Source organism: Nocardioides fonticola, from assembly GCF_039536805.1.
In the GTDB taxonomy this organism is placed as follows: Bacteria; Actinomycetota; Actinomycetes; order Propionibacteriales; family Nocardioidaceae; genus Nocardioides; species Nocardioides fonticola.
In genome coordinates, this window is sequence record NZ_BAAAZH010000021.1 from 72,925 (window position 1) to 86,056 (window position 13,132).

At 74.4% G+C, this 13,132-nt stretch carries 13 protein-coding genes and 1 tRNA gene; 6 read left to right on the forward strand and 8 right to left on the reverse strand.

The window, feature by feature from the left end; all coding sequences use genetic code 11:
• Positions 1–1,158, forward strand: a 1,158-nt coding sequence (locus tag ABD671_RS14685; protein WP_344734167.1) for a glycosyltransferase, incomplete at its 5' end; no start/stop codon positions are given.
• A 128-nt stretch (positions 1,159–1,286) separates the two neighbouring features.
• Here the strand turns inward: ABD671_RS14685 and mptB are convergent.
• A complete protein-coding gene (gene mptB, locus ABD671_RS14690) occupies positions 1,287–2,795 on the reverse strand; it encodes a polyprenol phosphomannose-dependent alpha 1,6 mannosyltransferase MptB (protein ID WP_344734180.1) in 1,509 nt (502 codons plus the stop codon).
• A gap of 130 nt (positions 2,796–2,925) precedes the next feature.
• On the opposite strand from mptB, the gene ABD671_RS14695 reads away from it, so the two are divergent.
• The gene (locus ABD671_RS14695) at positions 2,926–3,411 is read left to right on the forward strand and encodes a nitroreductase family deazaflavin-dependent oxidoreductase (RefSeq protein ID WP_344734168.1); all 486 of its coding nucleotides are present in this window, start codon (positions 2,926–2,928) and stop codon (positions 3,409–3,411) included.
• A 56-nt stretch (positions 3,412–3,467) separates the two neighbouring features.
• On the opposite strand, the gene ABD671_RS14700 is transcribed toward ABD671_RS14695, so the two are convergent.
• From ABD671_RS14700 to ABD671_RS14720, 5 genes are all read right to left on the reverse strand, one after another.
• Positions 3,468–4,358: a hypothetical protein gene (locus tag ABD671_RS14700; protein ID WP_344734169.1), complete on the reverse strand. Its 891-nt coding sequence runs from the start codon at positions 4,356–4,358 to the stop codon at positions 3,468–3,470.
• A 200-nt stretch (positions 4,359–4,558) separates the two neighbouring features.
• On the reverse strand, positions 4,559–5,014 hold the full coding sequence (locus ABD671_RS14705; protein ID WP_344734170.1) for a hypothetical protein: 456 nt from the start codon (positions 5,012–5,014) through the stop codon (positions 4,559–4,561).
• A 35-nt stretch (positions 5,015–5,049) separates the two neighbouring features.
• Positions 5,050–6,216 (reverse strand): FAD-dependent oxidoreductase, encoded by a 1,167-nt coding sequence (locus ABD671_RS14710; RefSeq protein WP_344734171.1) that lies wholly within the window; start codon positions 6,214–6,216, stop codon positions 5,050–5,052.
• A complete protein-coding gene (locus tag ABD671_RS14715; RefSeq protein WP_344734172.1) occupies positions 6,213–7,118 on the reverse strand; it encodes a DUF1295 domain-containing protein in 906 nt (301 codons plus the stop codon). The genes ABD671_RS14710 and ABD671_RS14715 overlap by 4 nt, the downstream gene beginning before the upstream one ends.
• Positions 7,119–7,143: 25 nt before the next feature.
• Entirely contained in the window at positions 7,144–7,842 is a 699-nt protein-coding gene (locus ABD671_RS14720) for a hypothetical protein (protein WP_344734173.1), read from the reverse strand.
• A 232-nt stretch (positions 7,843–8,074) separates the two neighbouring features.
• Here ABD671_RS14720 and ABD671_RS14725 point away from each other — a divergent pair, with 232 nt between their 5' ends.
• Both ABD671_RS14725 and ABD671_RS14730 read left to right on the forward strand, forming a co-directional pair.
• The gene (locus ABD671_RS14725; protein WP_344734174.1) at positions 8,075–8,611 is read left to right on the forward strand and encodes a hypothetical protein; all 537 of its coding nucleotides are present in this window, start codon (positions 8,075–8,077) and stop codon (positions 8,609–8,611) included.
• A gap of 119 nt (positions 8,612–8,730) precedes the next feature.
• Complete coding sequence (locus tag ABD671_RS14730; RefSeq protein ID WP_344734175.1) at positions 8,731–9,999, forward strand: TetR/AcrR family transcriptional regulator; 1,269 nt, start codon at positions 8,731–8,733, stop codon at positions 9,997–9,999.
• Positions 10,000–10,058: 59 nt separating this feature from the next.
• Here the strand turns inward: ABD671_RS14730 and ABD671_RS14735 are convergent.
• Positions 10,059–10,139 (reverse strand) — tRNA-Tyr (locus ABD671_RS14735).
• A gap of 90 nt (positions 10,140–10,229) precedes the next feature.
• On the opposite strand from ABD671_RS14735, the gene ABD671_RS14740 reads away from it, so the two are divergent.
• Complete coding sequence (locus ABD671_RS14740) at positions 10,230–10,721, forward strand: YajQ family cyclic di-GMP-binding protein (protein WP_344734176.1); 492 nt, start codon at positions 10,230–10,232, stop codon at positions 10,719–10,721.
• 50 nt (positions 10,722–10,771) lie between these two features.
• Positions 10,772–11,833, forward strand: coding sequence for a hypothetical protein (locus ABD671_RS14745; RefSeq protein WP_344734177.1), 1,062 nt, complete (start codon positions 10,772–10,774; stop codon positions 11,831–11,833).
• A gap of 19 nt (positions 11,834–11,852) precedes the next feature.
• Here ABD671_RS14745 and ABD671_RS14750 read toward each other — a convergent pair whose 3' ends face one another.
• Positions 11,853–13,001: a geranylgeranyl reductase family protein gene (locus tag ABD671_RS14750; protein WP_344734178.1), complete on the reverse strand. Its 1,149-nt coding sequence runs from the start codon at positions 12,999–13,001 to the stop codon at positions 11,853–11,855.
• Positions 13,002–13,132 lie beyond the last annotated feature (131 nt).

The following is a 13,132-nucleotide window of genomic DNA, read 5'->3' on the forward strand; positions in this document are numbered from 1 at the left end:
CTCGAGGTCGGCGTGCGTTCACGCGGATACGGGAGGCTGCGCCTCGTGCGGATCGCCCAGCTCGCCAATTTCGTCGGCCCCACCTCCGGCGGCATGCGTACCGCCGTCACCGCGCTGGGCCACGGCTACCGCGACCTCGGCGCGCGGCGGCTGCTGATCGTGCCGGGCCCCACCGACGCCCGGGAGGACGACGACGCCGGCACGATCGTGCGCCTGCGCGCGCCCCAGGTCGGGGGCGGCTACCGGCTGATCGTCGAGCCGTGGCGCATCACCGAGGCCCTCGAGGCCTTCGCCCCGACCGCCCTGGAGTTCCACGACAAGGCCACCCTGCTGCCGATCAGCCGGTGGGCACGACGGCGGGGCGTGCCGACCACGCTGGTCTCCCACGAGCGACTCGACGACATGCTGGCCCTGCGCACCGGGCTGGTGCTCGGCTCGCGGGCCTCGATCGCCGTCCTCAACCGCATGCTGGTGCGCAGCGTCGACCGCGTGGTCGTGACCTCCCGGTACGCCGAGGCCGAGTTCCGCTCCTCGGCGCGGGGAGCGGGCTGCCCGGTCGTGCGGGTGCCGCTCGGGGTCGACCTCCAGCGGTTCGCCCCCAGCGCGTGGACGCCGTCCCCGCTGCTGCGGCTGGTGCACGTGGGCCGGCTCTCTCGCGAGAAGTCGCCGCACCTCGCGGTGGCGACCGCCGTCGAGCTGCATCGTCGTGGCGTGCCGGTGCGCCTCGACGTCTACGGCACGGGGCCGCACCGCGACGAACTGGTCGACCTCGCCGGCGACGCACCCGTGCGGTTCCACGGCCACCTCGACGACCGCGCCGAGCTGGCGCGACGCATCGCCGAGGCCGACATCGCGCTCTCGGTCTGTCCGGGCGAGACGTTCGGGCTCGCGGTGCTCGAGGCGCTGGCCTGCGGGACGCCGGTGCTGACCGCCGATCGCGGCGGTGCCCGCGAGCTCATCGACCGCACCTGCGGCGGATGGGCCGCACCCGACCCGACGGCACTCGCGGACGGCGTCCTCGCCTTGGCCGCGCGCCTCTCACCGCTGCTGCGCGAAGCGGCCCGGGTGCGGGCCCAGGCCTACCCCTGGTCGGCGACGGCCGCCCACCTGCTCGAGCTGCATGCCGCGGCGGTGGCCGCGGCCGACACCGCCGCCTGAGCTCCGACCCCGAGCTCTCACCTCGAGCTCCGACCCTGAGCTCCGCCGCGGCGGGCGGACGTCGTCCCTCCTGCACCGCCCGCCACAGCGGACAGGCGAAACTGCCCGGATCGGCCGGATCTGCCGCCTCAGACGGCAGGTTTCCCCGGCCGGCCGGGGAAACTGGCCCCCGCTCCCACCGCCCCCCGCTCACCCCCGCCGTGCCGCACGTCCTCCAGTCGCTCCATGCGGGCGCGGGCGCGGCGGGTGACGAGCAGGGCGGCGCTGATGGCGGCGATGAGCAGCGAGGCGAGGCTGACGGCGACGTAGGCGTCGTAGAGGGTGCTGTCGAGCGGCGCGGCGACGCCGCCCACCACGGCGACCGCCATGAGGGCGTGCCACGCACCGCGCGGGAGCGCGAGCGCGGCGGCGAACGGCAGCGGCCACAGCAGGTACCAGGGGTGCACCACGGGGCTGAGCACCACGAGCGCGACCATCGCGATGGCCAATGCCCGCAGGGCGGCGACCCGGTCGCCGGTCGGCGTCCGCACGCCGAGGCCGATGAGGATCACCGCGGTGGCGAGCAGGGCGAGATGTCGCAGGGCGTCGACGCCGAAGCGTCCCCAACCCGGACCGGGCAGCAGGGTGGCCACCAGCCAGTCCAGGAGGTTGCCCAGCACGGTCGGCGGGGAGAGCACGGTGTCGAAGGTGACCGGCACCGCGAGGCCGCGCACCCAGCCCACACCCACGCCCACCACCAGGCCGAGCGCCACCACCGTGCCGAGGCTGACGCCCGCGACCGAGACGGCCCGGGAGATCCGGGCGCGCAGACCCGCGCCGGCGGGGAGCGCGACCAGCACGATCGCGAGGCACACCAGACCGCCCGGCAGCTTCACCGCGGCGGCGGCGCCTCCCAGCGCCGCCCCCCACAGCCACGATCGCTCGACCGCCACCACGAGCGCGGCGGCCATCAGCCCGATCATCAGCAGGTCGTTGTGCAGTCCGGCGACGCCGTTGGCGAGCATCAGCGGGGAGGCGAGCACGATCGCGCCGGCCAGCGGGACGTCGGCGCGGGTCCACGCCGCGAGCCGCGGGACGGCCCAGGCGAGCAGTGCGAGCCCGACCAGGGCGATGAGCCGGTGGGCGATGACCAGCAGCCACGGGTCGCGCGTGTGGGCGGCGGCCAGGGCTCCGAGTCCGAGGGGCAGGGGGCCGTACGGCGTCCGCGTGTACATCCACACCGGGTCGACGGCCTCGACGATCGGCCCGCCGAGCACCCAGGGTCCGTAGTCGTAGGGGGAGATCCCGATCTCGACCATGGTGCCCTGGGCGGCGTACGACCATCCGTCACGCGAGAACAGCGGCGGCGCGACGAGCAGCGGGAGGCTCCAGAGCACCGCGGCGGTGCACACCCGGGTGAGGGCCTGCCGGGCCGCCGGTCCGGTGGCGCCGGCGACCTCGCGACACAGGCGCAGCCACGCCGAGGCGCACAGGCCGAGCCCGATCACCACGACCGCAAGACCCAGCATCCGGCCCGCGCGTTCGTCGCGCAGCGCCACCAGCGGGGCGAACCGCAACAGCGGGGTCGAGGCGGGGAGGACGGAGATGAGGAGACCGCCGAGGAGCACGAGAGTGCTGCCGAGGACGCCGCGTTTCATCACCGGTCCGACGGTAGGCAGGGCGGATCGTGGGTCGACGACGGCGCCGTGAACGGCTCCGGACGGCTCGGCGAACACGTGCGGGCGCACGTGCGGGTGCGGGGATCGGGGGTTCACTAGGCTGGCCGCCGTGGGACTGCTGACACCTCTCGCCGTGCGCATCGGGGCGATCCCGTGGATGCCGCGGCTGCTGCCGCAGATCGTGTGGGTCGACGAGCACCTCCAGCAGTGGAGCGGCCACCGCGTCAGCGTGCTCGATCTCGCCGGCCTCCCCAACCTCATGCTCACCGTGCCCGGCCGCAAGACCGGCCTGCCGCGCGCGACCCCGCTGCTGTGCGTGCCGTTCGAGGGCGATCAGCTCGTCGCGGGCTCCTACTTCGGCGGCCCGAAGCTGCCGGTGTGGGTGATCAACCTGCGGGCAGCCGGCACGGCCGAGGTGCGGATGGGCCGGCGCTCCTGGCGGGTCACCGCGCACGAGGCCGCACCCGGCCCCGAGCGTGACCGGCTGTGGGAGGCGATGATCGAGGTGTGGCCGAACTACCGGCTCTACGAGCAGAAGACCGACCGGCTCATCCCCGTCTTCCGGCTCAGCCCGGAATCACCGGTGGCCGCGTAGCGAGCGGCACCAGCCGGGTGTCCTGGCAAGGCGCCGGCGCGACGGTGATTCCGGGCTCAGCCCGGCCTGACCCCCTCGACGAGGGCCGCGGCACGGGCCACCAGCGCCGCACCGACCAGCATCGCGGCGGCGGCGCCGACGATGCCCAGCACCTGCGTCGGCGTGCCGGGCAGCACCCCGGCGGCAGCGGCGGAGATCGCGATGCTCGCGGCCGGGTTCACCGCGGTGAGCACGGCGAGCGTGGCCGGCAGCCGCCCGGTCGCCAGCGCGGCCTGACCCACCAGGGTCGAGAGTAGGACGGCGCCGACCAGCGCCGCAGGACGCCAGTCGTGCAGCAGCCAGGACGCCGCCGTGAGGAGGTCCGGCGCAGCGGCGGCCCGGTCGACGACGGCGTCCAGCAGCACGGCGGTGACCCCGCAGCACACGCCGGTGGTGGCACCCAGCAGCGGTCCGCGCGCCGTCCCGGGGAGCCGGCGCGCCCCCGCCACCGCCAGCACCACGAGGGCGAACGCGATGCCGAGGGCCAGGCCCAGGTGGGTCGGCGGCGGTTCGACCAGGCCGGCGACCAGCGCCAGCACGGCGCCCGCGCCGCTGGCCAGGGCCAGACAGCCGAGCAGGCCGCTCCACGCAGGGGGCCGGCGGTGCCGCCAGGCGAGGGCGAGCAGGGCCACGACGACCTGGAGGGCGACCACGGGTTGCACCACGCCGACCGAGGCCAGGCGCAGCGCGGCGGCCTGGAGGGCGAAGCCGGTGACGGTGGCGGCCCATCCCCACCACCAGCGGGGACGTCGCAGGAGGCGTCCGAGGAGCACCGGCAGCCCGGCGAGCCCTCGTTCGGCGAGGTCGACGTGCACGCGGGCGGCCGAGCGCTGGAGCGCCGCGGCGCCGGCGAAGACGACGGCGGCACCGAGCGCGAGCAGCGCGGCGACGGCGACCTGCGAGGGCACGTTCGCCGAGGTTAGGCCGGGGAGGGGAACGGCGGCTGAACACCACCACCCGAGCGGGCGTAGCCGCGAGGACTGGAATGCGACGCGGCTGGGCACCTGGGAGAAGCGGCCTCCGGTCCGGGAGGGAGCTGCTCCTCACGCAGGAGCGGGCGGTGCTCCCTCGCGGACCGGAGGCCGCACCACATCCCTCCCGACGCGGGTCACTCCCGCTCGGCGACCGGACGGGCGGTGTGGTCGGGGTGGCCGTGGGTGCGCCGCTCCTCCTTCATCTCGGCCTCGAAGAGGTGCCGGCGTCCGCCGACGAGCTCCTCGCGACACCGCTGCTCGAGAGCGCGGAAGGCCGCGTGGTACCCGTCGTCGTACTCCTCGACGATCTGGAAGGTCCAGCGTCCTTCGAGCACGTTGCGTCCGACGAGCTGCCGCTCGAGGAGGTCGGCGAGGTCGGTGTGCCCCGCCGCGCGCAGCTGGTCGACGCCCTTGCCGAGGGTCAGGTCGGCGGTGCCGCTCATGCGATGGAAGGCGTAGAGGTGGCCGCGGGCGACCTCGACGGCCTCGAGCGCCTCGCTCACCGTCCCGAGGGCCTCGACCGTCGCGTCGTCCACCCCGGCGGGACGACGGTGCTCGCTGCTGGGCTGGTCGGGAGGGGGAGTCGCCATGCCCCGACCGTAGGCGCGGAGTGGTGACGGCGACCTCACCCGAGCGTCGGACCGTCGCCGCGCACGCCGCCGTAGATGCCGCGCCGCACGATGAGCGGCTGGAGGACGGTGCGGATGGTCCAGGCCGGGAAGCGGAACGCCCGGCCGCCGGGGGTGAAGACCTGGAGGCCGTCGTCCTGGACGCCGAGCACGGATCCCCACCGGCGCGCGGCGGGCCGGTAGCTGCCGAGCGGTCGGCCATGCACCGCTGCCGCGATGTTGCGCGCCAGCAGCGTGTCGGCCCGGTTGCGGGCGGTGGCCCGCAACGGGTCGCCCTCGGGAGCCGCCACGTCGCCGATCGCCCACACGTTCGTCGCGCCCGGCACCCGCAGATGTCGATCGGTCGGCACGAAACCCTGGTCGTCGAGCAGGTCGGCGGGCAGCCATCCGGAGTTGGGGCGGACCCGGCCGATGGCCCACACGACGGCGTCGGCCGGGGCCTCCCCGCCGGCGACGAACCGCACCGGACCGGTGGTGATCGCGTCGGCGCCCTCGGGGACGTCGGCACCGCCGGCGCCCTCGGCACTCTCGGGTACGACGGCCCGGTGGCCGGGGTGCAGCCCGACCCCGAGGCGACGCAGCCGGCCCTCGACCGTGCTCCAGGTGCGCGGGTGGTGCTGCGGCAGGGCGCGGTCGCCGGGGAAGTGCAGGTCGATGCGCTTGGCCGGCCAGCGCGCGGCCAGGTTGGCGGCGGTGGCCACGGCCGCGGCGCCGCCGCCGATCACGGCGATGCGGTCGGCCTGGGCCAGCCGCTCGTGCGGCTCGCGCAGGGAGGCGGCCACGGCGGCGGCGTCCCGCAGCGTCGGGGTGCGCCAGAAGCCGTTGCGCACCCCGGTGGCGATGACGAGGTGGTCGTAGGGCTCCTCGTGCTGCTCGCCGTCGGCGGTGCTGACGAGCACGACGTGGCGGTCGGGGTCGAGGCTCTCCAGGACGCCGTGCACGGTGCGGACGCCGTCCAGGCCGCGGAAACGGTCGAAGGGCAGCCAGTAATCGCGCACCCACTCCTCGGGCCGCGCGAGCCGGATGCCCAGCTCCTGGCCGCTCACCAGCCCCGGCTGGGAGGAGATCCCGACGACCTCGAGCGCCGGGTCCTTGGCGAGGTGGATCGCGGTGAGCAGGCCGGCGTCGCCGAGGCCGGCGACCAGCACCCGGGTGCGGGTCACGACATGCTCCGCCGCGGCGGGCGGGGCACGAAGCGGGGCACGGTGTCGATCACCCGCTGGTAGTCGGGACGACGGGCCAGGCTGCGCTCCTCCATCATCGGGATGCTCGCGCCCTGGAACATCGCCAGCATCGCGAGCGCACCGGCAAAGACCCACCATGCCTGACCGGGGTCGGCGGCGAGGCCGAACAGCGCGCAGGAGACCCAGAAGCCGAACTCGCCGAAGTAGTTCGGGTGGCGCGACCAGGCCCACAGGCCGCGGTCCATCGCCTGGCCGGGGCGACCCTCGCGCACGAAGGCCCGCATCTGCAGGTCGGCGGCGGTCTCCAGCGCGATCGCCGCCACCCCGACGACAGCGGCGACGACGTCGAGCACACCGAACGGTCGGGCGTCGGCGCGGGTCACCAGGAACAGCGGCACGAGCGCCAGGAAGACCTGGAGGGTCGGGAAGACGTGGATCGCGAGGAGGTCGACCACGATCTCCAGGCGTCCCGCCCGCTCGCGCAGCAGCGGGTAGCGCCAGTCCTCGTGCGCGAGCCCGGGCCAGGAGACGGCCCAGTTGAGCGTCAGGCGCACCGCCCAGAGCAGGACGACGACGAAGACGAGCCAGGCGCGCGGGTCGTCGAACCCGACGCCGCCGCAGGTCCACCAGTAGAGGAACACGAGCGGGGGGACGACGCTCCAGTACGCGTCGTAGAAGCTGGAGTTGCCGTAGAGGCGGCTGGCGATGAACACGACCAGGGTGGCCAGCAGGTCGGCGATGAGCGCGTCGAGCCAGCGGCGGCCGGAGTCCGGGCCGACCAGGAGCCAGCCCGCACCGGCGCCGCCGGCGACCGCGTAGGCGAGCGCCACGCGGCCCAGCGAGGCGCTCTTGGAGAGCACGATGGGGACGGGGGGATGCACGCAGGGGACCCTAATGCGACCCCCGTCACCTCGGGAACGGTCTGATCGAACCGGTCGTCACCGCAGCCGTGGCCCGGCCCGCACGAAGGCCGTCGAGGAGGGCGTGCAGGGCCACCCCGCTCCCCCGCCAGCCCACCACCGCCGTCGGCACCTCGGCCCGGTCGCGGATCGTCGCGAGCGCGGCGAGATCCCAGCCGGGCTCGGTGAGCGCCACGACGTCCTCGGCCTGGTCGGGGTCGCCGAGACTCAGCGCGGTCTCGGCGGTGCCGGCCGCGGCGTCGGGGCGATAGAGGAGCATCAGCACAGGTGCCTGCGCCCGCGACTCGGCCTGGCGCTGGAGCACCCGAGCGGCCGCCAGCACCCGGCACCCCGGCGGCGGGAGGACGCCGTCCTGGTCGGCGTCGCCCCAGCGGGCGAGGTCGCCGAGCAGGCGGAGCCGGTTGGCCTCGTCGCGGTGTCGCGGCAGGATGCCGGCGGCCGCGCCGACGAGCTCGGGCGAGTCGATGATCAGCGCCTGCCGCTCGACGTCGCTCAGGCCGCCCCACCACGACCGCAGCGCCGGTGGATCGGCGTTCGCGAGGCGGGTGCGCAGCTGCTGGAGCAGCAGGTCGACCGGGTCGACGGGGTCGACGGGTTCGACCCGATCGGCGGGCGGCGGTGATGGCGTGCTGGTCGGACGGGCCGGCGCGGGGGCACCGGAGCCCTGCTGTCCCCGAGATGACATGTCGGGACGATAGCCACCTGCCGCCGGCCGCGTCGTGCCCTCACCCCTATGCCTGGGGAGGCCAGCGTTGAACGATCGTTCAACGCTCGTGCGGGAGCGACGCGTGAACACGCCCCGCTGATCGGAGGAGAGTGTCGACGGTCCTTCGACGGAGCTCGGCGGGCGTGCAGAGTCCTCCGCGGTCGACCGGGACGCCTCGTCCCCGGCCCTTGCCCCCACCGAAAGGCACCCCATGACACCCTCCTCCCGCCCCCGGCAGCGGCCCCGCCGCCGGCAGGTCCGGCCAGCTCTGGCGACGATCGCCGCCGTCCTTGCGACCGGCGGGGCGCTCGTGGCGTCCGCAGGCGCGACCTCGACGGCCTCCGCCGCCGCGCCCGACCGGCTCGCCATGCCCGCCTCGGTCTCCTTCGACCCCGTCACCCTCGGCAGCGGTGCGACCCCGACGCGCCGCACCGTGACCGTGCGCAGCCAGCAGCTCCTCCCGACCGCACCGCTCAGCGTCAGCCTGGCGGGAACCGATGCCGCCGACTTCGCGGTCGTGGCCGACACCTGCTCGGACCGGCTGCTCTTCGCCGGAGCCACCTGCTCGATCACGGTCGCCTTCGCCCCGACGACGGCCGGAACGAAGACGGCCGCCCTTCGCGTCGCCGGCTGGTTCACCTCGGCCCAGAGCACGCTGACCGCCGAGGCCCTGCCCGACCCGAGCACCAACCCGCAGGGGCCCTACCCCTACGACCCCGGGCCCTCCAACCCGGCGACCGGCCCCTGACCCGTCGCACCTCGGTCGAACCTCATCCGCCCCCCGAGACGATCCCGCGGACGCCGTCCTCGTCGACGGCGACCGCGGGATCGTCGTCACGGGGCACCATCGGCCCCTAACCTCCCCCCGTGGACGACACGCCAGGATCGACCAGCGACCGCCTGCTCGCGGCCGGACTGGACGCCCTGCTCGACCTCACCCCCGCCGACCTCGTCAGCGCTGTGGGCACGCGACGCATCGCCGCTCGGGCCGGCCTCAGCGCGGCGACCCTCCTCCACCATTTCGGCTCGGTGGCGGCCTACGCCGACGCCCTGGTCGCCCGGGTCTTCGACCCGGGGAACCTGCCGATGGAGGACCTGGAGGCGGCGATCGCGCGCGTCGTCCGATCGGGGCTGCCGGTCGAGGCCGGTGACGCCTACCACCGCTCGGAGTTCGCACGACTGACGACGGATCGCGGGCTGCGGCTGCGCATGGGGCTCTGGGCGCTGGGCGCAGGCACCACAGATGGGATCTACCGCGACTACCTGCGCACAACCGACAGGCGGCTCCACCGCGTCACCGACGCCCTGGTCGCCGGCTGGGGGCGCGAGTTCCGGCCACCGTTCACCACGCCGATCTACGTGGCGGCCCAGGTCGCGCTGCTGAACGGGATGGCGATCCGCCACCTGGTCGACCCCGACCTCAGTACCGACGATCGCTTCTCGCTGGCGGCGTCCTCGCTCACCATGATCTCGCTGCGGCTCCAGGGCGACCGCCACGACATGGCCGACCGCATCGCGGAGGTCAACTACTATCCCTTGCGCCGCTCCCGGGGCGGCGTCTCGACGGCCGAGGGTCATCGCACCCGAGCGGCGCTGCTCGCCGCCGCCGCCGAACTCTTCGGAACCCGCGGCTACGCGGAGACCACGGTGGCCCAGATCGCGCGTCACGCGGGCCTGAGCTCCTCGACGCTCTACAAGCACTTCGAGGGGAAGGACGCAGTCGCCGGAGCTCTCTTCCGCAAGCAGGCCGAGGACGCCCTCGAAGCAGGCGTCGCACGGCGGACGCCGTCGAGCGACTCCCTCGGCGACCACCTGGCCGCGGTCGCCGCGTTCGTCGGCGACCGGCGTGAGTACGCGGCGGCCTACCTCACCGACCTGCTGATCAACCGGCCCGACGTGGAGGCCGACCCGTTCCTGGCCGCCACGCTCCCGCTGGTCGCTCGGCGGTTCGCCGAGCCGCCGACATCCGGCGACGTGGCATCGCAGGCAGCGGCCGATCCCGCGGAGGTGGCGCAGGCACTCCTCGGCGTCCTCATCGGCCGGGTGCTGGCACGACCGGCGGACCTGCCGGGTGTCCAGGCGGCACACGCATTGAGGCTGGTCCTCGGCGGGAGGCTGGCACCGCTACCTGGGTGAGGCTGGCCCCTAGGAACGCCGAAGGCCCCGTCACCACAGGGTGTCGGGGCCTCGCAACGTGGCAGGTGCAGGATTCGAACCTGCGAAGCTTTCGCGACGGATTTACAGTCCGCTCCCATTGGCCGCTCGGGCAACCTGCCGGATGTCGACCGGCGTTTGGCGCCAGCACAACGAGGCGAAACAATAGCGCAGCCTCAACCTGCCGACGAAAATCCCGCAAGGAGCACACCGTGGCCGACTCGTCCTTCGACATCGTGAGCAAGTACGACCGCCAGGAGGTCGACAACGCCCTCGGTCAGACCGCCCGCGAGATCGCCACGCGCTTCGACTTCAAGGGCACCGGAGCCACCATCGAATGGAAGGGCGAGGCGGCGATCGAGATCACCGCATCGGCCGACGACCGCGCCAGCGCCGTCCTCGACGTCTTCAAGGGCAAGCTCATCAAGCGCGACGTGAGCCTCAAGGTGCTCGAGGTCTCCGACCCCCGCGCCTCGGGCCAGGTCAGCAAGATCGACATCGCGCTTAAGGAGGGCATCTCCTCGGAGAACGCCAAGAAGGTCGCCAAGCTGATCCGCGACGAGGGCCCCAAGGGCGTCAAGGCCCAGATCCAGGGCGACGAGCTGCGGGTCTCCTCCAAGAGCCGCGACGACCTCCAGGCCGTCATCGCGCTGGTCAAGGGCCAGGACCTCGACTTCGCGGTGCAGTTCACCAACTACCGCTGAGTGCGCTGAGTGCGCTGACGCGGTCGGGAACGACGGGCTACCGTCACGGGATGGAATCTCGCGACTCGGCGCGTCCCGACCCGACCTCGACGAAGCTCGTCCCGCCTCGGCGGCGGCCCGCCGTCCGCCTCCTGTCGGTGGTGGCGTCGCTGCTCCTCATGAGCGGCGCGGTCGCGGCGTCCGCCGCCACGGGGTCGGAGCGCGTCGCCGCGCGGGAGACCCAGGCTCCCGAGCCGTTCGCTGCGGCGAGCCCCGATCCGCTGGCGATGCGCTGCTCGGACCTCCGTCCCCGGGGCAACACCGGCCTCGCGGTGTCGTTCCGGGTGCCTGAGGGGTACGCCGATGCCACCCGCGACGACAGCGCCTGCCGGGTCACGGGAGCCGGCTTCCGCGGCGTGGGCGTGATCTTCGGCGTGCTGCCGACCTTGGCCACCACCAAGGCCGAGGACGTCGACCCCTACGTCGGCCAGGGCGGCGACGACGACCTCGAGGACGTCGTCTACACCAGCGATGTGCCCGTGTTCGGCGAGCTGACCGGCGAGCGGCTCTCCTTCTACTGCTTCTGCGACGGCCAGGACACCGACGTGGTGATGCTCCAGACCCACGGGGTGCGGCTGTCGTGGACCACCCCGCACGGCAAGGACCCCACCGAGGCCGAGCTCGCCGCCTTCACCGACTCGGTCGCCCTCGACACCGATCCCACGAGCACCTGCACGGATCACGGCGTCCGGGTCGTCTACCGGCCTCCGGTGCCCTTCACCGAGTCGATCGACCGCGCCGGACCGGGCTGTCACCTCTACCTGACACCGGGCCGTCAGAGCCTCCAGCGCTACGCCCAGGTCACCCCCGCGCCGCGCCGCTCGCTGGCCGAGGTGGCCGACGGCCTGCGCGAGCGCCGGCGGATCAGCGGCGTCCGGCTCGGCACCGATCGGCTGGTCTGGCGCTACACCCGCGCCCGCACCGGCCCCTACGGGGAGCCCGCGGGCACGTGGCGTTTCGTGATGGTCGACCGCGACGGCGTCCGCCTCAGCTGGTCGGCCACGCCGCGCCAGTGGCAACGGGAGCGGGCAGTGGCTCGGGCCTTCTTCGATTCCGCGCGGGTGGTGGGCTGAGCCTGGCTCGTGTCCGAGCTCAGCGCGCGAGCAGGCCGACGCCCCAGCGGGCGCTGCGGTGCTCGAGGGCCCGTGCCAACGTGGTGTCGCCGGAGGCGAGGCGTGCGAAGGAGCGCCAGCCGACGCCGGTGCGACCGATGAGGGCGTGGAAGGCGCCCGGACGCCGTTCGAAGGCCCGCAGGCAGCGGGTGCCCGCCGCCATCTCGGGCAGCAGTTCCTCGGCGAGCGCCGCCTCGTAGGCGGCCCGCAGGACGGCGGCGTCCTCGAGCTCACCGGCCGTCGCCTCGCCGGCCAGGCGACCCGAGCGGAGGGCGAAGGAGATGCCCTCACGGGTCCACGGCTCGAGCAGGCCCGCGGCATCGCCGACCGCCAGCACGCGGTCCGCCGTCAGCGGCGAGTCGGGCGTGCGGCACCGGGTGAGGTGCCCCGAGTCGTGGAGCACCCGCGCCCGGTCCAGGCCGCGCTGGCGCAGGTAGGCGGCGAGGTAGGCGCGGGTCTCGGCGGGGCGCCCCTTCGCGGCGATGACACCGACCGTGAGGGTGTCGCCCTTGGGGAACACCCAGGCGTAGGAACCGGGCAGCGGGCCCCAGTCGAGGTGGATCGAGCCCTGATCGAAGCCCGACCCGGCCGCCTCCACCTCCAGCTCGAGCCCGAGGTCGATCTGGGCCAGGCGGACGCCGACCGCCCGCGCCGCCCGGCCGCCCGTGCCGTCGGCGGCGACGACGACCCGCGCCTCGAGGTCGCCCGCATCGGTGCGCACGCGGACGGCGTCCGGGTGCTGCTCGAGCTCGCGCACCGTGCACGGCGTCCTGATCTCGGCGCCGGCGCCCGCGGCAGCATCGAGGAGCCAGCGATCGAGCTCGGGCCGGGTGACGCACCGGATGACCCGGTCGGGCGACTCGCGCAGCACCGGACGCTCGCCGCGCAGCGTGAAGCCGGCACGGTGGATGGTGGTGCGCACCGGGGGCTCGCCCCCGCGGCGCGCGAGCTCGGCGAGGCTCGGACCGATCAGCCCGCCGCCGCATGTCTTGTACCGGGGGTGCTCGACGCGGTCGAGCAGCAGCACCCGGCGTCCGGCCCGCGCCGCGGCTTCCGCCGCCGACGATCCCGCCGGACCGGCCCCGACCACGACGACGTCCCACTGCTCCACGGCCGCGACGGTAGCCACTTGGGGAGCGAAACCTGATGTTGTGGGGCGAAGCTTCGCCCATCAACATCAAGTTTCCCCGCGCGGTTCCTGGGGGTGAGTGCAACACCGGCCGAGTGAGGGGTGTGTTGCATGTCGGGTCTGGTGTTCTC